At 58.9% G+C, this 24,024-nt stretch carries 22 protein-coding genes and 1 pseudogene; 17 read left to right on the top strand and 6 right to left on the bottom strand.

Annotated features, from left to right (window positions below; genetic code table 11):
• Positions 1-293 precede the first annotated feature (293 nt).
• Positions 294-1,574 (top strand): ATP-binding protein, encoded by a 1,281-nt coding sequence (locus ACR9ZQ_RS36515; RefSeq protein ID WP_481430227.1) that lies wholly within the window; start codon positions 294-296, stop codon positions 1,572-1,574.
• Positions 1,575-1,625: 51 nt separating this feature from the next.
• A pseudogene (locus ACR9ZQ_RS36510) lies at positions 1,626-1,694 on the top strand (IS66 family transposase); the annotation flags it as partial.
• A 27-nt stretch (positions 1,695-1,721) separates the two neighbouring features.
• On the opposite strand, the gene ACR9ZQ_RS36505 reads toward ACR9ZQ_RS36510, so the two are convergent.
• The 3 genes from ACR9ZQ_RS36505 to ACR9ZQ_RS36495 form a co-directional block, all read right to left on the bottom strand.
• Complete coding sequence (locus ACR9ZQ_RS36505) at positions 1,722-2,123, bottom strand: hypothetical protein (protein WP_481430226.1); 402 nt, start codon at positions 2,121-2,123, stop codon at positions 1,722-1,724.
• 168 nt (positions 2,124-2,291) lie between these two features.
• Positions 2,292-3,524, bottom strand: coding sequence for an alpha/beta hydrolase (locus ACR9ZQ_RS36500; protein WP_481430986.1), 1,233 nt, complete (start codon positions 3,522-3,524; stop codon positions 2,292-2,294).
• Positions 3,525-3,732: 208 nt separating this feature from the next.
• A complete protein-coding gene (locus tag ACR9ZQ_RS36495) occupies positions 3,733-5,538 on the bottom strand; it encodes an adenylate cyclase (RefSeq protein ID WP_481430225.1) in 1,806 nt (601 codons plus the stop codon).
• A 307-nt stretch (positions 5,539-5,845) separates the two neighbouring features.
• Between ACR9ZQ_RS36495 and ACR9ZQ_RS36490 the strand changes: the two genes are divergently transcribed.
• The 12 genes from ACR9ZQ_RS36490 to pcaF all read left to right on the top strand — a co-directional run bounded on the left by ACR9ZQ_RS36490 (position 5,846) and on the right by pcaF (position 17,629).
• Positions 5,846-7,471: a DUF1254 domain-containing protein gene (locus ACR9ZQ_RS36490; protein WP_310382456.1), complete on the top strand. Its 1,626-nt coding sequence runs from the start codon at positions 5,846-5,848 to the stop codon at positions 7,469-7,471.
• 46 nt (positions 7,472-7,517) lie between these two features.
• On the top strand, positions 7,518-9,725 hold the full coding sequence (locus ACR9ZQ_RS36485; RefSeq protein WP_481430224.1) for a DUF3604 domain-containing protein: 2,208 nt from the start codon (positions 7,518-7,520) through the stop codon (positions 9,723-9,725).
• 72 nt (positions 9,726-9,797) lie between these two features.
• On the top strand, positions 9,798-10,718 hold the full coding sequence (locus tag ACR9ZQ_RS36480; protein ID WP_481430223.1) for a peptidyl-prolyl cis-trans isomerase: 921 nt from the start codon (positions 9,798-9,800) through the stop codon (positions 10,716-10,718).
• The gene (locus ACR9ZQ_RS36475; protein ID WP_481430222.1) at positions 10,715-11,725 is read left to right on the top strand and encodes a HupE/UreJ family protein; all 1,011 of its coding nucleotides are present in this window, start codon (positions 10,715-10,717) and stop codon (positions 11,723-11,725) included. The genes ACR9ZQ_RS36480 and ACR9ZQ_RS36475 overlap by 4 nt, the downstream gene beginning before the upstream one ends.
• Positions 11,726-11,789: 64 nt before the next feature.
• Positions 11,790-12,059 carry a hypothetical protein gene (locus ACR9ZQ_RS36470; RefSeq protein WP_310382460.1) on the top strand — a complete coding sequence of 90 codons (270 nt, stop codon included), beginning with the start codon at positions 11,790-11,792 and terminating at the stop codon, positions 12,057-12,059.
• Positions 12,060-12,119: 60 nt separating this feature from the next.
• A complete protein-coding gene (locus ACR9ZQ_RS36465; RefSeq protein WP_481430221.1) occupies positions 12,120-12,545 on the top strand; it encodes a cysteine rich repeat-containing protein in 426 nt (141 codons plus the stop codon).
• A gap of 27 nt (positions 12,546-12,572) precedes the next feature.
• A complete protein-coding gene (locus ACR9ZQ_RS36460) occupies positions 12,573-13,142 on the top strand; it encodes an OmpA family protein (protein ID WP_481430220.1) in 570 nt (189 codons plus the stop codon).
• 31 nt (positions 13,143-13,173) lie between these two features.
• Positions 13,174-13,863 (top strand): hypothetical protein, encoded by a 690-nt coding sequence (locus tag ACR9ZQ_RS36455; protein WP_310382727.1) that lies wholly within the window; start codon positions 13,174-13,176, stop codon positions 13,861-13,863.
• Between the two features lie 94 nt (positions 13,864-13,957).
• A complete protein-coding gene (locus ACR9ZQ_RS36450; protein WP_309506874.1) occupies positions 13,958-14,449 on the top strand; it encodes an ion channel in 492 nt (163 codons plus the stop codon).
• Positions 14,450-15,022: 573 nt separating this feature from the next.
• Entirely contained in the window at positions 15,023-15,730 is a 708-nt protein-coding gene (locus ACR9ZQ_RS36445) for a 3-oxoacid CoA-transferase subunit A (protein ID WP_481430219.1), read from the top strand.
• Positions 15,727-16,416 (top strand): CoA transferase subunit B, encoded by a 690-nt coding sequence (locus ACR9ZQ_RS36440; protein WP_310382465.1) that lies wholly within the window; start codon positions 15,727-15,729, stop codon positions 16,414-16,416. Before ACR9ZQ_RS36445 ends, ACR9ZQ_RS36440 begins: the two co-directional genes overlap by 4 nt.
• Positions 16,417-16,426: 10 nt before the next feature.
• Positions 16,427-17,629, top strand: coding sequence for a 3-oxoadipyl-CoA thiolase (gene pcaF, locus ACR9ZQ_RS36435; protein WP_481430218.1), 1,203 nt, complete (start codon positions 16,427-16,429; stop codon positions 17,627-17,629).
• 7 nt (positions 17,630-17,636) lie between these two features.
• Here pcaF and ACR9ZQ_RS36430 read toward each other — a convergent pair whose 3' ends face one another.
• Entirely contained in the window at positions 17,637-18,524 is an 888-nt protein-coding gene (locus ACR9ZQ_RS36430) for an amino acid ABC transporter substrate-binding protein (protein WP_481430217.1), read from the bottom strand.
• A 207-nt stretch (positions 18,525-18,731) separates the two neighbouring features.
• On the opposite strand from ACR9ZQ_RS36430, the gene ACR9ZQ_RS36425 reads away from it, so the two are divergent.
• From ACR9ZQ_RS36425 to ACR9ZQ_RS36415, 3 genes are all read left to right on the top strand, one after another.
• Positions 18,732-19,526: an SDR family NAD(P)-dependent oxidoreductase gene (locus ACR9ZQ_RS36425; RefSeq protein ID WP_310382468.1), complete on the top strand. Its 795-nt coding sequence runs from the start codon at positions 18,732-18,734 to the stop codon at positions 19,524-19,526.
• Positions 19,527-19,609: 83 nt separating this feature from the next.
• Complete coding sequence (gene glgX, locus ACR9ZQ_RS36420; protein WP_029868496.1) at positions 19,610-21,766, top strand: glycogen debranching protein GlgX; 2,157 nt, start codon at positions 19,610-19,612, stop codon at positions 21,764-21,766.
• 17 nt (positions 21,767-21,783) lie between these two features.
• On the top strand, positions 21,784-22,794 hold the full coding sequence (locus tag ACR9ZQ_RS36415) for a DNA topoisomerase IB (RefSeq protein WP_481430216.1): 1,011 nt from the start codon (positions 21,784-21,786) through the stop codon (positions 22,792-22,794).
• 161 nt (positions 22,795-22,955) lie between these two features.
• Here ACR9ZQ_RS36415 and ACR9ZQ_RS36410 read toward each other — a convergent pair whose 3' ends face one another.
• Positions 22,956-23,690, bottom strand: a complete 735-nt coding sequence (locus ACR9ZQ_RS36410; RefSeq protein WP_481430215.1) for a glutathione S-transferase — start codon at positions 23,688-23,690, stop codon at positions 22,956-22,958.
• Between the two features lie 17 nt (positions 23,691-23,707).
• Positions 23,708-23,998, bottom strand: a complete 291-nt coding sequence (locus tag ACR9ZQ_RS36405; protein ID WP_029868499.1) for a DUF3175 domain-containing protein — start codon at positions 23,996-23,998, stop codon at positions 23,708-23,710.
• Positions 23,999-24,024 lie beyond the last annotated feature (26 nt).

Here is a 24,024-nt window from a genome sequence, read left to right as displayed (position 1 = left end):
GAGGATGCCGCCGTGGCCACTTGTTTGGCCACATTCGGAGACGGTATTTCCGAAGATTTTTCCGGACTAATGCCACCAGAGCTCGTACTTCTCACTATCGCAATCTTTTGGCTCTACCTAGCTGCTGGGCGCGCTGCATCTAATACCAGTTTCCCGCCATTCCTATTGCAAAATATACGCTATCTCTATTGCTAATTCCACGCCATATCTAATACCAATTCCGCGCCATCTCTATTGCTAATTCCACGCCGTTAATCTAATGATGATCACAACGTCGTAAGTGGATGGAAATTATGAGCGAATTGCTACCGCGTCATTTAGAAGCAGAGTTGGAGCATGCGCTAGGATCGGCTAAAGTCGTGAACATTGTTGGTCCACGGCAGGTAGGCAAGACAACTCTCGTCCGAGACCTCTTAAAGACAGGAAATTTCATAACTCTTGACGACGAGAACGTCCTTGCCGCCCTAGAAGCTGATCCAAAGGGACAGCTAGATGCTTTGATTGCCGAAATGCCGTCAGGCCCTCTGATCATCGATGAAGTCCAGCGATCGAAGAAACTCGCGCTCGCCATAAAGCGGACGGTCGACGAAAATCGAAATATGGGTCAATTCGTCCTGACGGGCTCCTCCAATATTTTCACATCCTCACAGGTAGCCGACTCGCTTGCGGGCAGAGTTCAGACAATGACGATGCTTCCATTAAGCATGGCGGAAGCAAGACGCATGGGACCTGCGCGTATCCTTGATTGGGCATCCGCCGAGGATGGCCCCGCGCCGACAGCTTTACCAAAGCCAGAGGCAAAGTCCCGAGCGGACTACATCGAGATGATTTTAGCGGGAGGATTTCCAGAAATACGGAACTTTGACGCACCGCAAAGGAGGCGTCGATATCGCGACTACATCGACAGCGTGGTGGAACGTGACGTCGCCGATGTACTGAAGATCAGAAAGTCGGACACCATGCGGCGACTAGTCGATCAACTTGCCGCCCGTGTTGGAAACGAGCTGAATGTCGAGAGCCTTAACAACCAGTTTAATGGGGTTCAGAGAAAAACAATCGAAACCTACATGGATATTCTAACCAAGCTATCGCTCTTGAAGCGACTTCCCGCTTGGACCTCTGGCGAGACAGGAAGGGACATCAGACATCCTAAGGTCCATCTTGTCGACACGGGTATCGCGTCTGCGCTGCGGAGCATGAACTCGCAGAGCTTCAATATCGATGCGAACCCGACGGCCTTGGGAGGGCTGTTTGAAAATTTCGTCCACAACGAACTGGCTAAATCTCTCCCGTTCCAAAAACAGGAATGGCGGCTCTACCATTGGCGATATGATAAAGGACGTGAAATCGACATCATCGCCGAGGCAGACCGAACCATCGTAGGTTTCGAAATGAAGACCTCAACATTGGTCGAAGAAGATGATTTCCGACACTTGCGGTGGTTCAGAGATGATGGACCAGGCAAAACCTGGAACGTAATTGGGATTGTAGTTTACATGGGGGATCGACTACTGTCCTTCGGGAAGAATATGTTTGCGCTGCCGCTCTCCGCCTTTTGGTCTTTTCCCGCATAGCGATTGCCTCGAAAGAGGCTGCGTTTGGTGGCATTTGCTACCTAAGTTCGCATATTCCTGACTGACGGCCGTGTCGAGATCGACAACAACAGTGTGGAGCGCACCATTCGGCCGATAGCCACGTTGTGTTCATTATGCACCCCCTGTTCAAGTATCTGTAAACATTGGAATTTGAATTTCCGGCGACGACTGACACGGGCGCCCCTTACGCCTCATCGCCGTGGCGACTTGAGGATTGCGAAGATCCGAGGCGTTAATCTGGTACGGAGCGCCCGGGACAACCTGTTGTGCACGCAGTATCCCAGCCGCGATAAGGCTTCGAATGCGATGAGGGGTAACATCGCAAGCCTTGGCGGCTTCGGTTAGCGTCAGCCATTCTCCGTCTTTGTCCGCTGATTTGTAGGCGTGAATTCCACGCACGCGCCGGATCGAGCCCACGCGTTTTGCGGTCCAGGTCTTGCCTTGGGCAGTCGGCAGTCCCATACGGTTCAAGGTCGCAGCAATATGCTCATCAGACCAACGGCTCGCCATACTCTCGATGATGGCCAAGGCATCATCGGACGTGACACATTCGTGCTCGCCTGATTGCGGCTTGCGTAAGCGGAGGGTGGAATGTCGACCACCCTTCCGTGCACCTGATGTCTGATGGCTCGGCACCCTATTGTGCGACGCGATCATGATGCGCCTCGACAGGCGACTTAGCCTCTGTCCGCGAAATCACCGCTTGCAGCTAGGCGACGGTCTCAATTGGTCACAGTCCTTGGTGGCGATCGGCTGCGGCTTGCTGGCGGTGCCCGTCAGCCCCCCGACTTGATTGGCGTAGTTATCGCGCGTATCCTGGTCGACGACCGCGATCGGAGCAGCGAGAACCAGACCAGCCACATTGCCCGCCGCGCTGGCAGCCCCTGTTGTGGCCACCAAAATCTGGTCCCCAAGTCCGACGTGACTGTCCGTCAATGTCTGTCCTTCGGAAATGCGCTGACCGATGAGTTGCACGATCTGAGGTGATTCGGCGAACTTGCCGTGGTTCATGCTGTCACCGGATTTGATCTTGGTGAGATCGATGACCATGATCTTGTTGTCCTCCAGTTCCTTCTTGTAGGGAGCCTGCTCCGGATCGATCGCACCGAGGCGGGAGACGTCGCCCCATACCCGACGAGAGAAGGCCAATGCCTTGTCGTCGCGTGACACGAACAGCGTAAACTGAGGATGTTGCTTGCCCATGTCCGCAATTTGCTGGCTGAACACATCGACGTCGACATCTGGAGCCGCCAGCATGACGTTTTTGAATTTATCAGGCAGCCGACCGTTTCGAATGGCCATCTGCCGCAAGGATTCGAGCGCCAGCCAGTTTCCCATGGAATGGGCAAGGATCGAGACCTCCTTCACCTCCGGGTCCTTCGCGAGATACTGGAAAAGCGTCTCCAGGGCGTTGCGCGTATAGTTCGTGCTCTCGCGATCGTAGCCGTAGGCGAGCAGGCTACCGCGCGACGGCCATGTCACCAGAATGGGCGCACTAGGGACTCCGGAATCCTGGACAATCTGCGCGAAGCGGTAGACGGCGTCCTCAAAGCGGTTGTTGAAACCGTGAATGAACACGAGGACGCTGCCGTCCGGGGTCTTCTTGACGCTGGCGTTCAGCCATTTCTTTGCCTCGTCGATGCTGAGGTCCTCGGCCTTCACCGTGGCGAAGTCGGTCGCTGGGTTGGACGGTAGCCTCTTCGGCCAGGCGACCTGCCCTTCCTTGCGGACTTTGCTTGGTGGAATGGAGATCGTCATGTCGGCGAAGGCCGGAGTACGCGCACGCTCGCCGTTGAACATCTCGCCGGGGACGGTCGATCGGGTTCGGGTCGTGGCGATCAGCATGTCGACCTTCGGCGATTGCGGCGAGGTATTCGCCACCGGCGTCAGCACGTCCTTGGGATGACCTCCGCATCCGGGTAGTGCCATGATGACTGCACATACAAGAAGCCAACGACACCAGCTCCTTGGGGCCGACGCCCATGCAACGCTGCTCTGACTACCCACTGATCGCCCTCATCCAAATGAACAACAACAGCCCCTTGACGGTTTATAGGTCCGATCACCTCCCTGGTCCCGTAGCATCGGGTAGGCTCTGCGAATGTTTGGTTGGCATTGTCGCAAAACCGCCACATCCTCAACGGGGTTGATGAGTGGATGAGGAAGCCGACGGAAGCATCATGGTGGACTCCACTTCGTCCACAGCGGGTAGTCCTGCCTTACGGATGTCTGCAATCATCCTGGCTCGATCGGCAGGCTGGAAATTGCGTGATTTCAGTTCGGCCACGATGTTCGGGATGAAATCGGGACGCATTTTGTTGAATAGCGCTGCCTCTCGCCGGGCATCGTCGATCATTCCCGCGTCGACATAGATGACCGCAGCAACCGCATGGTAGAGCGGAAACCTCTGCAGATCGGCCTCCTTGATTTCCACAAGCGCCGTTTCATTGTCGTGGAGCATGTACGCCGCGAGCGCACGAGTTCCGTGATAGTAGTCAGCCCCTCTGGGATTGAGTGCCAGCGCCCGATCGAGCAGTACCGCTCCACGCTTCCATTGCCCACTCATGGCAACACGGGTTCCAAATTCTCCCAGCAATTCAGTGTCGTTGGGATTGGTCTCCAAAGCCTGCTCGCCGACTTTGAGGGCTTCCGGAACCTGGTTGTTGAAAAACAAAGCCGTCATCAGCGCCTGCATGGCACGGACATCGTCCGGATCGTTTTGAACGCCGCGCCGCGCTGCTTTAAGGCTGCGTTCGATCGGCGTTGCAGCGTCGGTCCTGGTATTGAACCTAAAACGCCCCTCGTCGAGATAGACGATGGAAAGCATCGCCGATGCGGTTGCAAAGGACGGATAGCGGGCCACTGTTGCCTCAAGGCAATCTCGGACCTGTGCATGCCGCTCGGCACTCAATTCGGCCCGATACCTGTAGAAGCTCAAGGTGCATGCCCGCGTGCCGAGGCCGTCTGCCGGTGGGTTGGCGGCATCGGCTTTTGCCATTACGCCGTAGGGCTGCGCGACCGCGGAGGCGACCTTGTTGGCGATGTCCGACTGAATTGCGAACTCCTCGCGTGTCCGGATGTCGTCGTCGTAAGTTTGCGACCACAAAATCTCGTTAGTTTCGGTGTCGATCAGCCGCGTGGTGACCCGCACAAGATTGCCGGAAACGCGAACGCCACCTCCGAGGAAGAACTGGGCGTCCGGTTCGCTGCCGGTTTGAGGACTCCCGCCTTCCGGACCCCGTGATTTCAGTGCCTCCCGACTGAAGACGGTGATTTCCTTGAATCGGGGGAAGGCGGTCAGCAACTCTTCCGTCAGCCCGACCGTGTAGTTTTCCGCATTCGGACCATCCCCGAGATTGACAAACGGCGCGATGAACAGGGTGGGTCCATGGGACGATGCGGGACGGAAATGAAATTGCTGGGCCAGCGCGTAGCTGCTTCCGATGACCACCGCTCCCAGTGCGAGAGCTAGCCATCTCCGTCGCACGGCAGGCAGGCGGAGGCCAGAGCCTGCCGTCGCCATAGCAGCGTCTTCCTCAGGCCTGACCACGACGCCATCTCGAGCCGGACCACTCCAGCGGATAGACGGTGCATATCCGCCTTTCGGGATGTCTATCAGGATCGGGTCGTTCTGACCCGCAACGAGGTAGTAGCGCTCCAGTATCCGGCGCAGCCGTCCGGCCTCGATGCGCACAACCGGGTCGTCCTGCGTGAACCCCGCGCTGCGTTTGAACACCTCCACGGCGATGGAATAGCCCTTGATACGGTCCGCGCGACCAGCAAGGGCCTCCTCCATCACATAGATGAAAAATGCGACGCTTCGACCCGATGGAGGGAATTCGGGACTTTTGACGATGCGGTCGAGCTGAGCCCGTATTTCTTCGGGACTGGGAGCAGGACGAGGCGAGGCAGCGGCGGCTCCCGGTGGCAATTCGTTCTGCACGGCCTCGCACCTCACCCGCTCTTGAGGGACTCTCTACCACAGATTTCATTACCGTCGTCAGATGTAACTTACTGCAGATGTCGACCGCCGTCTACGTAGATACTTACACCACTCAAGTTCTTACCTACCCGAAGTTCCGCCATCCCAAGAAATGGCTTCGAACATTGCGTCCCGGTACCACCAACTACCCCGTATGTTACCGTTACATACTTGCGCATTCGCGATGCACGGTCACGATCAGTAGCTCCGTGTCCTGAGTCAGCACGACAGAGCCGCTGGATGATAGGTCTGCAACCGAGGGAACATCATGACGACGCTTAAAAGAACGGTCTCGTTACTCGCGGTCGCGTTGACCACTTCGAGTTTTGGCCAGGTAGCGTTCGCTCAGACCACCTTCGAGGTGCCGAAGACGATAACGACCCCGGATAAGGTCGAAACGCGGATCGGCACGCTCGACTTCAAGGACGGCGCGCCAACGCCGGAAACCGCGCAGAAGGTCTATGACACCCTCGACTTCACCCGCGGCCTCGACGCCTTTCTCAACAGCTATGGCGGCGCATCCGCGCTCGCGCTCGAGCGCGGATTCCAAAGCATCGGTGCCAATGACAACGACGTCGTCATCTTTCCCGAACTGATGGACGCAAAATCGCTGTTCCTCACGGCCAACGCCGACACCGTTTACTACCTCGCTATCATCGATCTTTCAAAGGGGCCGATCGTCATCGAGCAGCCACCCAAGGGGCTGGGCACCATCAACGACATGTGGTTCCAATGGGTCATCGACATCGGCTTTCCTGGCCCGGACCGCGGCGAGGGCGGGCGATATCTGCTAATTCCACCGGGCTACGACGGCCCGCTTCCCGACAGCGGCTTCCATGTGGCCCGTTCCAAGACCTTGCATGCTCTTTACGCCGCCCGGGCCTTCCTGACCGAAAACGATCCCAAGCCGACGGTCGACCTGATCAAGAAGACGCTGAAAATCTACCCGTACACGCCGGGTGGGTTCGGGACGAGCATAGCCACGGCCCTCGAGGGCAAGGTCAGGCTCGCGGCAAATCCGCCGATCCCCGAAACCACCTTCATCGACGCCAGCGGCAAGGCTTTCAACACAATTCCTCCAAACGACTTCTCATACTTTGAGATGATCAATGACAACATCCAAGCGGAACCGGCGGACTCCTACAATCCGGAACTAGCCGGGCAACTGGCGGCGATCGGGATCGCCAAGGGCAAGGACTTCAAGCCGGACGAGCGGATGAAGAAGATTCTCGCGGACGCCGCGGCAGTCGGAAACGCTTCGGGGCGCGTGCTCAACTGGCGTCCGAAGGACTCGCTTGGATGGAACTACTATCCGGACTCGTCATGGGCCAACATGCTGTGGCAGGGCGGTGCGAACTTCGAGACGCCGCCGCCGATGCTGACCAAGGACGGCCTGTTCGATCCGCTTCCACCTACTGGCGCGCGCACGCTCGATTCGAAGGCCGCCTTCTACTACGGTTACACCATGGACTCCCCTGGCATGATCATGCGACTGCCGCGTGTCGGCTCGCAGTATCTCATGGGCTTCCTGGACGGAGAGCAAAGGGCGCTGGACGGCGGCAAGACCTACAAGATCACCTTGCCAAAGGGCATACCGGAAGCGGCCTTCTGGTCCTTCACGGTCTACGACAACCAGACCCGCTCGATGCTCGATACGCCGCAGCGCTATCCACGCGCCGGTAGCCAGACCTACCCGTCGCCCGCGGCGGACGCAGCCGCGGATGGCTCTACCACGATCTATTTCGGCCCCGATCAGCCGAAAGACGTCAAGCGAGGCAACTGGGTGCAGACGGTTCCCGGCAAGGGCTGGTTCACGATCCTGCGGCTCTACAGCCCGCTCGAACCCTTCTTCACGAAGGAATGGCGTCCAACCGAAATCGAGCTTGTCCGCTGAACTTCCAATGACGACAGCAAACCTGAACTCATGAAGGGTCGAAGCAATGCGCAGGTCGAATCTCCTAATTCTCTTGTTATCTTCCGCGGTTTTAACGGTGGGCGTCGGAGCGGCTTCGGCGCAGGAGCGGCATGCATACTTCGGGCAGACCCACCAGCACACGAGCTGGTCATTGGACGCTTACATCATCGGCAACACGGTTACCGGACCGGAAGAGGCCTACCAGTACTCGATGGGCCAGACCATCAAGCATCCGGCCGGGTTCGACGTGAAGATCAAGACACCCCTCGATTTTCAGGGAGTGACCGATCACTCGGAATATGTCGGCGTCATCAGGCTTGCCAACGATCCCACATCTCCGGTCAGCAAGCTGTCGATCGCCGCGAAGTTGAAGGTCACCAAAGATAATCCCGCTACGAAGATTTTCTCGTTTCTGGCGAACAGCATAGCCAGCGGCAAGCCGCTCTCCGAGCTGGTGAACCCGGAACTTACTGGTTCTATTTGGAAGCAGAACGTCACCATCGCTGACAAGTACAACAAACCGGGCCAGTTCACTGCATTCTGCTCGTACGAGTGGACATCAATGCCCAATAACCAGAACATGCATCGCAACGTCTTCTTCAAGGACTGTGCGAAGGTGCCGCCCGCGCCGTTCTCGGCTCTCGAGTCAGACCATCCGGAAGACCTCTGGACCTGGATGGACGGTCAGCGAAAGGCCGGAAACGAGGTGCTGGCCATCTCCCACAATGCGAACCTGTCGAACGGCATCATGTTTCCCACCGATGTCGACAGCAAGGGCAATCCGCTCGACGCCGCCTGGGCGCAACAACGCATGACCAACGAGCCGTTGACGGAACTCAAGCAGGCAAAGGGTGCGTCTGAAACTCATCCCGATCTCTCGCCGAATGACGAGTTCGCCAACTTCGAGATCATGAACTACCTGATCGGGATCGATAACAGTACGGCTAAAATTCACGGCAGCTATGCCCGTGAAGCCTACGAGAACGGTTTGGCCCTGCAAGCGACCCGCGGCTACAACCCCTACAAGTTCGGGGTGGTGGGTGCTGGGGACTCGCACAACACGGCCACGGCCTATTCGCAGTCGAACTTTTTCGGCGATCATGGCCTCATCGACGCGACCCCTGCCGCCCGACTGGCGGGTACGGTCGCGTCGGGAATGAATGTCCTCGAAACAGGAACCTCTGGTCTGACCGTCGTCTGGGCGGAACAGAACACCCGCGACTCCATCTTCAATGCCATGCAACGCAAGGAGGTCTACGCCACCAGCGGCGTGCGCATCCAGGCACGGATGTTCGGCGGCTGGGATTATGACAAGGGCGTTCTCGCCAATGCGGATTGGGCGAAGACCGCCTATGCTAGCGGCGTGCCGATGGGCGGCGATCTTGCTGCCGCCGACGACAAGGTTCCTTCCTTCATCGTGTCGGCGGTGAAAGACCCCGACGACGGCAATCTCGATCGCATCCAGATCGTCAAGGGCTGGACGAAACAAGGACAGATATTCGAAAAGATATTCGACGTTGCCTGGGCTGGAAACCGCCAGCCCGATCCGGTCACCGGGAAACTGCCACCGCTTGGAAGCACGGTCGATATCACAAAGGCGACCTACACCAACGACATCGGCGCGGTGGAACTGAAGGCCGTATGGACAGACCCGGAGTTCGACCCCAGCCTGCACGCGTTCTACTACTCGCGCGTTCTACAGATTCCGACTCCGCGTTGGAGCACGTATGACGCCGCCAAGCTCGGGATACTTCCGCCCAGCAACGTGGCCGCGACGGTTCAGGAACGCGCCTGGACGTCGCCGATCTGGTACACGCCAACACCCGCGGCCGTCGCTAAGGCCGAGCGCGGCCTGACCGTCGAAGACCTGACCAAGGCAGGAGCTGTCGCGCTCACAGATGATCAACTGAAGAAACTCGTCGTTGGCAAGACGGCAAAAGTTCGCAACAGGGTGACCGGGAAGACTTTCGATGTTCTGTTTGGGGAGCATGGACAACGCGTCATCACCGAGTTGAACGGTGGCGCGCCGAGCGCGGACGACGTCTTGCAGATCATGCATCCGAGCACCTCTGGATCGACGGCCGACTACGAGATCAAGAATGGCCACATCATCACCACGATCGACGGGAGCCCGTTCGAGCTGACCGTCTACACATCGGGAGATAAATTCGTGGCCGCCAGAAGCAATGAATTCGGCTACGCCAACTATGAAGTCCAGGCCGTCATTCAGTAAACGGAGGCAGTCGCTGTGGAACTGTTTCCCATCGCACCTGAAGCCAGTCATGTATGGATAAGGGAGTCGCCAATGAGCGGATGGCGGCAAGTCCTCCGCGAACCGCTGCTCCATTTCCTCGTCGTTGGTGCGGTCCTGTTCGGCGCATACCACCTGCTGACGCCGTCACAGGAAGAGGCGGCGAATACGAACCAGATCGTTCTGACGAAGGACGACCTGCGGCAACTGGCGATCAGTTGGCTGGCGCAGGGACGCTCGTCCCCGACACCCGAGCAGATTCGCAGTCTCGTCGACCAGAAGGTGACGCAGGAAATCCTCTTCCGGGAAGCCGTAGCTCTCGGTCTTGACCGCGACGACGAGGTGGTCAAGCGCAGACTGGCGCAAAAGATGGACTTCCTCGCCTCCGACGTAGCCTCGATGCAGGAACCGACGGATGCCGACCTGAAGGCATGGTTCGAGAAGAACGCGGAGGCCTTCGCGCTGCCCGCGCATGCTACCTTCCGCCATCTCTACTTTTCCACGGACCGACACGGGAAGCGTACCGAGGAGGCCGCGACGGAAGCTCTGACTGCCATAGTGGGCAAATTGCCGGACTCGAGCGAAGTTGCCGCGGTCGGCGACCCCTTCATGTTCCAGAACCACTATGGCGACGCGACTCCCGACCAGATGTCGAAGGAGTTCGGACCCGAGTTTTCCAAGGCTCTGTTCCAGCTTCCGGCGGGCAAGTGGGTTGGTCCCGTCAAATCGGGCTACGGATGGCATCTCATCTGGATCGACTCCATCGAGCCGGGACGCATTCCGACCTACGCTGAGGTAACGCCCAACGTGAAGGCCGGCTGGGTTCAGGACCAGTATCAAGAAATAAAGCGCACCTCCCTGGAGGAGATGCGGTCCCGCTATTCTGTCATTGTTCCCCCAATCGAAGCAGCAGACTTCCAAGACTTGCAGGTTCCCCCTGGGTACAATCTGGGACTTGAGGTGTCGGCACAATGAACGTCAGGCGAATAGTGGCAACGATATTCCTGGCTGTCACTGCCTTCCTGGCGCAAGCTGGGCTGGCTACAGCACATGAGATACGACCCGCCTATCTTCAGATCGACGAGATGACGGCCAACCGCTTCAAGGTCGTCTGGCGCACACCCCTGCTTTCGGGCATGCGCCTTCCCGTGGCCTTGCGGTTCCCCGACAGTGTTCGCAACGTGACGCCACCTGCCGAGCGCGAACTTCCGGATTCTCTTGTGGAGAGCCGCATCGTCGAAACGGTGGACGGGAGCCTTGCGGGCAAGCGCGTCGAATTCGTAGGTCTGCAGGCAACGATTACCGACGTGCTGGTGCGTACCCGCCTGCTGGACGGGACCGTGATGACGGCCATGATCCATCCGTCCCAGCCGTGGGTCGACGTCGCGGCTCGACCTGGACGGCTCGATGTGGCGAGGATATTCATCGTGCATGGCATCGAGCACATCCTTTTTGGCTACGACCATCTTCTCTTCGTCCTGGCGCTGATGTTCATCGTACGAAGCTGGCGGGCGCTTTTGTGGACGGTGACGGCGTTTACCGTGGCGCATTCCATCACACTGACGCTGGCAACACTTGGCTTTGTGCACGTTCCCGGGCCGCCCGTGGAAGCCGCGATCGCGTTCAGTATCCTGCTGCTCGCCTGCGAGATCATTCATATCCAGAATGGGCACGCCGGCCTCACTGCGAAACGCCCTTGGCTGGTCGCCTTTGCGTTCGGGCTGCTGCACGGGCTGGGTTTCGCGGGGGCACTGTCTGAACTGACCCTTCCGTCAGGGGACATTCCGCTTGCCTTGCTGTTCTTCAATGTGGGCGTCGAGATCGGGCAGTTGATGTTCATCGCCGCTGTGATCGGGTTAATCGCGTTGGTGAGGCAGACGAGATATCCGGAGTGGCTGAGACGGAATGCCTTCACGACGGCGACATACGCAGTCGGTGCGATGTCGGCATTCTGGTTCGTCGAGCGGGTGGCTGCGTTCTAAATCGGGAGCCGAATACGTCATGAGCGCCTGATGTCAGGCGACATATACGAATGGATAAAACCGGATGGGGAACGGTGTTGAATTCGTAAAGCGCGCCTTCGAGAAGCGCGACAAAGTCATTGATGAACTCGCCGCGCGCAACGAGGGGTTTCGCGACCTCTGCGACGAATTCGAAATTGCCAACAATGAAGAAGAGCGATGGAGGCAATCAACCGCTCCAGAGCGCGACGAGCGTATCGCCGAGTACAAGGAACTGATCGAGATCATGCGGATCGAGATCGAACAGGCTCTCGAGGCGGCCGTCGCAATGCCATTCAAACCGCCACGACGATAACTGCCAAAAAGCATAACAATCGAACGACTACTTCAGATCAATCGCTCCAGGATAGGAACAATGATGAGAAACAGAGTTAGCATCTTTGCGGCGGCGGCATTTGCCTTCCTCGCTCTAACCTCGCTCGGTCGGGCCGACACGATCAGCTATGCCGATGCGGTGACGACCCTTGCCAAGGAATGCGAGGCCGACATCAAGAAGTTCTGCAACGGCGAGAACCTTGGAAACGGCCGCATCCAGGCGTGCCTCGAGAAAAACGCCTCGAAGGTCTCACCGACCTGCACATCGACCCTCGGAAGCGTCATGACGTCGATCGCGCAGCGTCAGCAAGCGCAGGCGTCGGTGTTCAAGGTCTGCCAGCATGACATCTCCCAGTACTGCAATGGCGTGAAGGGCGACGGCAATATCCTTTCCTGCCTCGTCGAGACGAAGCGTGTCGACAACCGGGCATGCAACCAGGCAATCACCGACGCTGGATGGCGTTGAACCATGACCGAGGACAGGGGAAACAAGATGATAGTTCATGGCCTTCGAATAACTTTGGCACTCGGCCTGCTTCTGGCCCCGTGCATTGCTTCCGCCCAGCAGCTCGACAACGGTCAGATCATGAGCACGCTCGGGCAAGTGAAGTCGGCAGCACCTGCAGTCGACGTCGCGCTCCTCGTGGAGGAAGCCAACGCCAATGTCGGCAAGGGCGTCGCAGCACTCCCTAACTGGAGCAAATTGTCGGAGCTGTCGCAGTTGATCGTGGAGATCGATTTCGAGAACAACTCGACCGCCATAGAGCCAAAATCCTATCGGACGGTGGGCCTGATTGCGGACGCGCTGCACCACCCGGACCTGTTCCGATACAAATTCCTGATCGTCGGGCATTCCAGCTCGACAGGAAGCGCCAAGCACAATCTGGAACTCAGTCAGAAGCGCGCCGACGCGATCAACGAGGCGCTGTCAACGACCTTCGCAGTTTCGCCTGATCGCCTGTTCTCGGTTGGGGCCGGTGAGGAATGGCCGATCGATCCCGGTCATCCGGAGTCTCCCGACAACAGGCGCGTTCAACTGATCAATCTTGGGCTCCTGAAATAGGGAGTGGTCATGATCAAACGGAGGATGCATGATGCTAAGACTCTCAGCAATAAGCATGATCGCCGTCGCGGCGAGCCTTCTAGCGATATCGCCGGTCTTCGCGCAGGACGCCATTTCGGCTCCAGCGGAAAAGACGATAGGCGCGACCAAGTCAAAAATGGTGCCGTCGCTTGCCGTGCTGAATTCCGGTGGGGCGAAGCTCGAGGGTGGCAAGCTAACGATGAGTGGCATCTCGGCGGTGTCGATCGTGTTTGCCGACCGCCCGGTCCGATCGGCGGGCCACGTGCTGACCTCCGAGTTCATCAAGCAATGGGGTGAGGGGCCCGACAGCTTCGCGAAGGACCCACCCAACGCAACGATATCGGTGCTCAGCGCCAAGGGTGATTCCGTTGCCGACGCCGTGGTCGTCCTGAAGACGCCGAAGCTTGAGGGCGGAGACCTGACGTTCGACGTAGCAGTGCTCGAAGGGGACCTCGCCGGAGCCGATGGGCCCGCATCGCTATTTATCGACTGGTTCGCGGCACGTGGTCCCTATGGGGGCGTCGCCGTGGGAGGTGCTGGGTTCCGCGCGCCGGTTTGGCGTGGCGGATGGTACGCCCATCCAGGCGCGTACTATGGGGCGGGCGTCGTGGCGGGGGCGGCGATTGGTGCGGCCGCTGCGGAGCGACGTTATTACCCGCCTCCGGCGTGTGGCTATTATCCGTATCCGCCCTGCTACTAGCACTTAGGGCAAAATCCATGCTCGCGCTGGGTTCGGTCGTGGGACGCTCGCACGACGCGTCCCACCGCAGGCTGAACACTGAGGACGCAAACGATTGGACCATCTCACCCACCCGAATCCAGTTCTGGAGATTCTTGTAGGCACCGTGTTTTTGATCGTTGTGATCTTTGTGCATGGCGTCGGAATCCGAAGCATCGGGCTTCAGTTCAGCAAGTCCTGGGCACACGTCACCGCAGCCACGCCGCATTGGCGGCTGAATTTGATGCTCGCCGTAACAATCGCCGCGCTCGCGGTTCTGCACTTCGCGGAGACTCTTATTTGGGCAGTTCCCCTGTATGTCAGGGACATTATCCCTTCGATGCGCGATAGCTACTATTACGTCCTCGAAAGCTATACCACTCTCGGCGAGGGCAACGTCACCCTTCCAGACCGATGGCGTCTGCTCGGCCCGATCATCGGGATGTCGGGCCTGTTCACCTTCGGTTGGACTGGAAGCGTTCTCGTTAGCATCATGACCGATTTTGGCAAGTTCGACCGACTGCAGGCGAGGCGGGAGCGGGTGGAGGAGGGCAAGACGGAGTTGTGAGCAGGCTCGATCTTCGCGATACGCCTGCACCTTCTCGCCATCGGCAACGCTCCCAACCCCGCCCAGACCTCATCGCTACGAGGCGCGATGATGGCCGTCGCCATGAGCTTGGGCATCATAATCACTGCTTCGCGCATGACCGAGAGCCTCTGGCGGTAGCTCGCAATCGTGCAAGCGTCCGCCGCAAGGGACAGCGCCTCGGGCATCGCGACAGCATTGTCGAGCAGTAAGGACAGCGTCTGAAGATAACGCGCAAGCGCCGCCTTGATCATCAACGGACCAAAGACCGGCATTTTGATCCGCGCTGCCGATGCGAGCCCGACAATGGCCCTCCCGCGCGAACGCGATGATTTTTGGCCAAATCTGTTGGCACCTGACGGCCAAAGCTGGGTCTCTAGGGACAGAACTTACGTCCCGGATTCAGCGTGACAGTTCCGCACGCGGATTTATTTTGTGCGATATGAGAACAAATATCAAATAACGCACAAAATTCTTGCCGTCGGGATGGCTCTCGCTTTATGCCTGTTGTCAGGGAGGCACGAGGAGGCCTCATCCGGCAAGGAGAGATCCCGCATGGACAAGACAATCGGGAGCGCGGCTGACGCCGTCTCCAAAATCGGCGATGGTGCCACCGTCATGATTGGTGGCTTTGGAGGTTCGGGTGCGCCGATCGAGCTCATTCACGCCCTGATCGATAAGGGCCCGAAGAACCTCACGGTCATCAACAACAATGCCGGCAATGGCCGCATCGGTATCGCCGCCATGATCGATGCCGGCATGGTCAGGAAGATGATTTGCTCCTTCCCGCGCTCGTCCGATCCGCGTGCCTTCACCGATAGATACCTTGCCGGGGAAATCGAGCTGGAGCTTGTGCCGCAGGGAACGCTCGCCGAGCGGATCCGCGCCGGCGGAGCCGGCATTCCTGCTTTCTATACACCGACCGGCTATGGGACCGAGCTTGCAGAAGGCAAGGTCATCGCCGAGTTCGATGGCCGCCACTATGTGCAGGAACGTTGGCTGAAGGCCGATTTTGCGATCGTCAAGGCGCATGTCGGCGATACCCATGGCAACCTCACCTACAACAAGGCCGGCCGCAACTTTAACCCGCTGATGTGCATGGCGGCTGCCAAGACGATCGCGCAGGTCTCGAGCATCGTGCCGGCCGGCGGCATCGATCCTGAGCATGTCGTCACACCCGGCATCTTCGTCGACCGCCTCGTCGAGATCGCCAATCCGCAACAGGAAGAAGAGCTTATTCGAGCCGGGGTGGCCTACATATGACCGTCGACATTAAAGAAGACATCAAGCTCTCCAACGCCCAGATCGCCTGGCGCGCGGCGCAGGACATTGCCGATGGCGCCTATGTGAACCTTGGCATCGGCTTTCCGGAAATGGTTGCCCGCTATCAGCCGCCGGGCCGGCAGGCGATCTTCCACACTGAAAACGGTATCCTCAATTTCGGCGAGGCGCCGCCATCAGGTGAAGAGGATTGGGATCTGATAAACGCCGGCAAGAAAGCGGTGACGCTGAAGCCGGGTGCAGCCTTCTTCCATCATGCCGACAGCTTTGCCATGGTACGCGGCGGTCATCTCGATGTCGCGATCCTCGGCGCCTATCAGGTCGCCCAGAACGGCGATCTCGCCAACTGGCGCGTCGGGGCCAAGGGTGTGCCGGCCGTCGGCGGCGCCATGGATCTGGTCCATGGTGCCAAGCAGGTCTGCGTCATCACCGAGCATGTCACCAAGAATGGTGAGCCGAAGCTGGTCGACAAATGCACCTTCCCGCTGACGGGGGTGGCTTGCATCACCCGCATCTATACGAGCCATGCCGTCATCGACATCAAGGACGGGCGTTTCGTGCTGCGCGAGAAACTTGCCGCGATGTCGGTCGAGGAACTGCAGGCCATGACCGGTGCGCTGCTCCATATCGAGGGGCCGGTTGCCGATCTCGTCGTTCCCGAACTCTGAGGACAAGTCCATGACCGAAGCCTTTATCTGCGACTATATCCGCACGCCCATCGGCCGTTATGGCGGCTCGCTCTCCTCCGTGCGCGCCGATGATCTCGGCGCCATTCCGCTCAAGGCGCTGATGGCGAAGAACGCCTCCGTTGACTGGGAAGCGGTCGATGATGTCGTCTTCGGCTGCGCCAATCAAGCGGGCGAGGACAACCGCAATGTCGCCCGCATGTCGCTGCTTCTCGCCGGCCTGCCGGTCTCGGTGCCGGGCACGACGATCAACCGGCTCTGCGGTTCGGGCATGGATGCCCTCATCACCGCGGCGCGCGCCATTCGATCAGGCGAAGCCGAACTGATGATTGCCGGCGGTGTTGAAAGCATGTCGCGAGCCCCCTTCGTGATGCCGAAGGCCGATACCGCTTTTTCGCGGGCTGCCGAAATCCACGACACGACGATCGGCTGGCGCTTCATCAATCCTCTGATGAAGAAGCAGTATGGCGTCGATTCCATGCCGGAAACCGGCGAGAACGTTGCCGAGGATTACAAAGTGAGCCGCGAGGATCAGGACGCCTTTGCCGTACGCTCACAGGCCAAGGCTGCGGCCTCCCAGGCAAGCGGCAGGCTGGCCAAGGAAATCACCTCGGTGACCATCCCGCAGCGCAAGGGCGATCCGATCATCGTCGAGAAGGATGAACATCCGCGCGCAACCAGCATGGAAGCGCTCGCCAAACTGCCGACGCCCTTCCGTCAGGGCGGTACCGTGACAGCCGGCAATGCCTCGGGTGTCAATGACGGAGCGGCTGCCCTTATCATCGCTTCGGAAGCGGCGGCCAAGAAATATGGCCTGACGCCGATTGCCCGTATTCTCGGTGGTGCGGCTGGGGCCGTCCCGCCGCGCGTCATGGGCATTGGACCTGTCCCGGCTTCCCGCAAGCTGATGGCGCGGCTTGGCATGAAGCAGGAACAGTTCGATGTGATCGAGCTCAACGAGGCCTTCGCCAGCCAGGGGCTTGCCGTTCTGCGCGAGCTCGGCATTGCCGATGACGATCAGCGCGTAAACCGCAATGGCGGCGCGATTGCGCTCGGCCATCCGCTCGGCATGTCGGGTGCCCGGATCACCGGCACCGCAGCGCTGGAACTTGCCGAAACCGGCGGTCATTATTCGCTGTCGACCATGTGCATCGGCGTGGGCCAGGGCATTGCTGTGGTGCTCGAACGGGTCTGAGAGCTGCCTATTCGGGGATCGACTGCATCATGATTTCGCTGCGCAGGGCCGGTGCCTCGGCGCCGAAATAGGTCTTGAGTAACTTTGGAAAGTCGTTCGAGGTATAGAAGCCCGTCAGCGTGCGGTCGACGAGAAGCCGGAAGGCGGAATCGTCGCGCCGGATCGCGATGCCATAGGGCTCGTGTGTGAAAAGGCGGCTGCCGAGCTCGAGTTCGGAAGGGTTGCCCGCCCGGTCGGCAAGGCCGATGAGAAGGGACCGGTCGGCGAAGTAGGCATCGATCTTGTGATCCTCGAGCGCCTTCAAACCGTCCTCATGCGTCGGAAAATCGACGATGCGGGTCTGCGGCACGTCGGGACCAATGGCATCGCGCAGCGTCGCACCGGTCGTCGTGCCGGCGCGCACGCCGATCGAGCTCTGGGCGGGCGACTTCAGGTCGACGGCGCTGACAGGGCGTTTGTCCAGAAAGAGGATCTGCAGGTAATCGGGCGAATCTTTGCGCAAGAGCGCGCTGGCGCCCGTCAGGAAGATAGGCTGGGAGAAGTCGACGCTTTCGCGCCGTGCAAGATTGATCGTGGTCGCACCACAGAGCAGATCGATCTTGCCCTCCTTCACCGCGCCGAAACCATCAGATAGCGTCGTCTCGATATAGTTCTTCTTGAGGCCGGAAACGTTAAGGCCGACCTCATCGGCGATGCGGCGGCAGAGATCGATCGCATAGCCGGCAGGGCTGCCGTCCGCCTTCTTGAAGGAGAAGGGCTTCTCGTCAGCGATATAGCCGAGACGGATGATCTTGCTCTGCCTGATCGTGTCGAGTGTCTGGGCATCGGCAGGCCTGTAGGCAGAAAGACCGAGAGCAAGGCCCAGAAAAAGCAGCCATTTCATGCGCTTGAGCATGTCTTCCCCTCAAAGAGCGGCAACCCTCACCGCGGACCGAAGGCCGAGACTATGGCCCGCCGGTCATTTGTCAACGGTAGCACCCGTTGCCGCCGGATCGCCCATCTCGCTCTTTCGTGCATTGCCCTTCTGCGATCTCGCCTGCTAAGACTGGCACATATCGTTTCATCACCTATGTCCTTGGTTTTTCGGGAGGCTATCGTCGCCATGGCAGATCTTGCTCAATTGCTTGCATCCATCAAAATTCCAGACCTCGCCGGCAAGGCCGTGCTGATCACCGGCGCCTCGACAGGCATCGGCGCTGCCGTCGCCCGCGCTCTGGCCGCCCAGGGCGTCAAGGTCGGCGTGCACTACAATGCAAGCCGTGAACCGGCCGAAAAGCTTGCCGAGGAGATCAGGGCAGCTGGGGGTACGGTGTATCTGGTGCATGGCGACGTCTCGCGGGAAGGTGAGACGGAGCGCGTCGTCGAAGAGACGGCCAAGACCTTCGGCCATCTCGACGGCCTGATCAACAATGCGGGCGGCATGCTCGGCCGCAAGCCGACTTCGGAATACACTGATGAGCATTATGAGAAGGTCATGAACCTCAATGCCCGTTCGGTGCTGGCGGCAACACGCGCTGCCCATCCCTGGCTGAAGAAGCAGGGCGGTTTCATCATCAACACGACCTCGATTGCGGCGCGCAATGGCGGCGGCAATGGCGCAATTCTCTATGCGGCTTCGAAGGGTTTCGTTTCGACGATCACCCACGGACACGCCAAGGAATTTGTCGCCGACAAGATCCGCGTCAATGCGGTCGCGCCGGGCGTCATCGCCACGCCCTTCCACGAGCGCTATACGAATGACGAGCAGATGGAACTGCAGCGCAAGTCCATTCCAATGGGCTTCGTTGGCACCTCGGAAGATTGCGTCGGCGCGTATGTCTTCCTCGCCTCGCCGACCTTGTCAGGTTACATTACCGGTCAGATCATCGAGGTCAATGGCGGCCAGCTGATGCCCTGATCTGGGGCAAAACGACGCAAACTGAGGGAACTTTCGCACTGCAATGACGTTTCCCGCTTGGCCATTCAGCAAACGGGGGCGTCATGAGCTTTTCCTTTTCCGAACTCGACTTCCTGAAACCGGAGCTGGGGGCGGAATATATCGGTTCGGGCACGCATTTTGCGGTTTTCTCCGCACACGCAGAACAGGTGGAGCTCTGCCTGTTCTCTCCCGATGGCAAGAAAGAGATTGCCCGGCTGCCGCTACCGAAGCGCGAGGGTGATATCTGGTCGGGCTACATCGCCGGCGTCGGTCCGGGTACGGTTTACGGCTACCGCGCGCACGGTCCCTACGATCCGAAGAACGGCCATCGTTTCAATGCCAACAAGCTGCTGCTCGATCCCTATGCCAAGCAGGTGCTCGGCGATCTCAAATGGGACGACGCGCTCTATGGTTATACGATCGGCAAGGACGATCTTTCCTTCGACGAGCGCGATAGCGCGCCTTACATGGTCAAGGGTGTCGTTCAGGATCCGGATTTCGACTGGGCCGGTGAGCAAGCGATCCGGCGGCCATGGCCGGAGACGATCATCTATGAGGCGCACGTCCGGGGACTGACGATGCTGCATCCGAAAGTGCCGGACAGATTGCGTGGCACCTTCCTTGGCATGTGCAGCGATCCGATCATCGATCATCTCGTGAAGCTCGGCATTTCCGCGATCGAGCTGCTGCCGATCCAGTTCTTCCCGAACGACCGCTATCTCGAAGAGAAGAAGCTCACGAATTACTGGGGCTACCAGACGCTCGGTTTCTTCGCCCCTCAGGCCCGCTATCTCTCGGGTGACAAGATCACCGAGATCAAGACCATGGTGAGGAAGTTCCATGCCGCCGGCATCGAAGTCATCATGGACGTCGTCTATAACCACACGGCCGAGGGCAGCGAGAAGGGGCCGACGATGTCGTTCCGCGGTCTCGACAATGCGAGCTACTACATCCTCTCGCCCGACGATCCGCGCCATACTTTCGATACGACAGGCACCGGAAATACGCTGAACGTTGCTCATCCGATGGTCATGCGCATGGTGCTGGACAGTCTGCGTTACTGGGTCGGCGCCATGCATATCGATGGTTTCCGCTTCGATCTTGCCAGCACGCTCGGCCGCCAGGACATGGAATTCGACCGGCAGGGCCTGTTCTTCGGCGCGATCCGCCAGGATCCGATCCTTGCCGGGGTCAAGCTGATCGCCGAACCTTGGGATGTCGGAGCCGGCGGCTATCAGGTCGGCGGCTTCCCGCATCCTTTCCGCGAGTGGAACGATAAGTTCCGTGACGATGTACGCCGCTTCTGGAAGGGAGACGGCGGAATGGTGTCGGAGATCTCGCAGCGCATCACTGGCTCGGCGGTGCAGTTCAATCACTCGGCTCGCGGGGCGACATCATCAATTAATCTGCTGTCGGCGCATGACGGCTTTACGCTGATGGATACGGTTTCCTTCGACGAAAAGCACAATGAGGCAAATGGCGAGGACAATAGGGACGGTCATTCAGACAATCATTCGGACAATATGGGTGCCGAGGGCGTGACCGATAACGAGGACATCAACAGGCTGCGAGTACGCCGGCGCCGTAACATGATGGCGACCTTGATGCTTTCCCAGGGCGTGCCGATGATCCTTGCCGGCGATGAGGTCGGCAACAGTCAGGGCGGCAACAACAATGCCTATTGTCAGGACAATGAGATTGGCTGGACGAAATGGGACGGCCTCGATGATCCGTTCCTTTCTTTCTGCCGCAAGGTCGTCGCGTTCCGCAAGGCGCATCCGGTGCTGAGGCAGGAGCGCTTTCTGACAGGCGACAGTACCGAGGACGGGCGGATCGAAATCGCCTGGTACAAGCCGGACGCCAGTTTCATGGATGACGGCGCCTGGAACGACGACGGACTTCAAGTGCTCGGCGTCTATCTCTCGACGAGTGCACATTCCCCCGATACCGAGGAGATGGACGATCTCTATCTGGTCTTCAATGCCGGCGGCGATTGCGAGGTACATTTGCCCGAAGTCAACGGCCTGAAGCACTGGGCGCGGGTACTCGATACCGGCGCTGAGGAGGATGCTTTCAAGCTCCATGAGCAGGAAGGTCCCGTTATGGTTTATGCCCAAAGCATTGCAGTCTTTGCACCGAAGGGGCAGACCCGGCCGCCAAAGGATGCAAGCAAGGCCGAACGGCGCAGGTGGTTCCATTTCGGCCGGCGGAGCAGGTGACGGATCAATAGCAAGCAATGAATGCCGACGTCTTCACCGAGCTTGGTCTGATTTATGTCAGCGATACCGAACCGGGTATCCGCAGACGACGAAAGGGCAAGGGCTTCAGCTATACGCTGCCAGACGGGAAAACGCTGGCCGACGAGATCCAGCGGGCGCGTATCCATGCGCTCGGCCTGCCGCCGGCCTATGAAAATGTGTGGATCTGCATTGACGAGAACGGTCATCTGCAGGCCACTGGCTTCGATGTCCGTGGTCGCAAACAATACCGCTATCACAAGGATTGGCAGGCCTTCCGCAGCACCGGCAAATTCCATCAACTCATCGAGTTCGGCAACGCACTGCCGAAGATCCGGCGAACGGTGCTGCGCCATCTCGATACCGGCGCGGAGGACATCAACGGTGTGCTTGCAGCCCTGACGATATTGCTCGACGAAGCGCATCTGCGCGTCGGCAACCAGGCCTATGTGAAGGAGAACGATACCTATGGTGCAACAACGCTGCTGAAGCGCCATCTGAAGATCGTTGACGGTCGCATCGAATTGAAATTCCGCGCCAAGGGCGGCAAGCGCGTGCAGCGCAGTCTCAAACATCCGCGCCTGCAGAAGATATTGGAAGAGATCGCCGATCTGCCGGGCAGGCAGCTCTTCGTCTGGAAAGACGAGACAGGTGCACTGAAACCGATCGATTCCGGCCGGCTGAATGCCTATCTCGCTGACATCTCGGGCATTGCCATTTCCGCCAAGACCTTCCGCACATGGGCAGGTTCGCTTGCCGCTTTCGGCGCGGCGCGCAACGCCATATCGGAAGGACGACGGCCGACCGTCAAGGAGATGTCGGAAGCTGCGGCCGACGTCCTGCATAATACGCCGGCGATTTCGCGCTCCAGCTACATCCACCCGGCGATCATTGCGCTTTCAGCCAAGGATGAGACGCTGGAGGAGGGCTGTAGCGAACCCCTGCGTGGGCTTCGGGCGGATGAGAACCGCATGCTGGATTTCCTGACGCGCCACACCACTCCCGAGTGAATAAAAAGAACCCGCGGCGGAGCCGCCGATTACGCGTTCAACAGGCGAGTATGGCTGCACGTTCTCGTGGCGGCCTTCCTAGCTCGACATTTCAAATATGGATCGAAGACAAAACCGATGGCAATGCCGATCGTTCCCAAAAAATTGAAAGCAATGCCTGATCAGGGCGCATCCATGTCGAGTTCCGGATAGTGGCGGAAAATGCCTTCCGTGCTGAAAGGCAGACGGCGGTCGGATTTCAGATAGCGGGCGATGTTGGGGCGATGCTCGACGCTATCATGGAGGGCGGCAAGCAGCGGATATTTGCTGCGGTAGCTGCTCATCGCCTTTGGAAAGGCATAAACGAGACCCTCGACGATCTGGAAGAGCGACAGATCCACATAAGTCAGTGCATCGCCGGCTGCATGTTTGGAGCCATACGGATTTTGCCGCAGCACGCGTTCGAAATAGCCGAGGAATTTCGGGATGCGCTCCTTGATGAAATCAGCCGAACGAGCCTTCGCCTCTTCCTTCTGGTCCTCGTAGTAGAGCGAGGTGGCGATCGGGTGATGCGTATCATGCACCTCGGCGACGAAATCGGTGATCGTGAGCTGCAACCCGTTCACGACATAGCGCAGCCGTTCGTCATCAGGCGCCAGGCCGAGTTTGGGGCCGAGGTACAGCAGAATGTTGGCGACATGGGGGATGATGAGGTCGCCTTCCTTGAGGAAGGGTGGGGCGAAGGGAATATGCGCTTCGCTATCGCTCTGCATGATACTCAGCATCGCGCCGGTGCCGCGCCCGCGACCGGACTGGCGGGTAATGTCGATATAGTCGGCACCCGCTTCCTCGAGCGCCAGTCGCACAAATTCTCCACGGCCCTGGATGCCGTCCCAATAATAAAGCTCGTAAGTCATTTGCCCTCGTAATGTCTTTAACGCCTTGTTTGGCGGCCGAAATCCTTGCGAAGGTCGTCCTTCGCCTTTTCAAGTGTGCCCTTCTGCTTCTTCGTCAACTGGTCTCCAGCGCGGTTGATGTAAAAATTCAGCATCGACATAGCTGACTGGAAGGGGCTCGATTTGCGCCGGTCGCTGTTATCGGCCGAGTGTTTCAGGGAGGCGGCGATCTTCTTCGGATCGTTGGATGTGAAGACACCTTCCTTGAGGTCCATGGCGTCACTGTTTTTGGTGACACCCTGTGACCATTTCTTCCTGCTTTTCGCCATTGCGAGTGTCCTTTACGGCAGCGGCA

This window comes from Rhizobium sp. KNZ14-9A (genome assembly GCF_056755015.1).
This window is presented reverse-complemented; position numbering and strand designations above follow the sequence as displayed.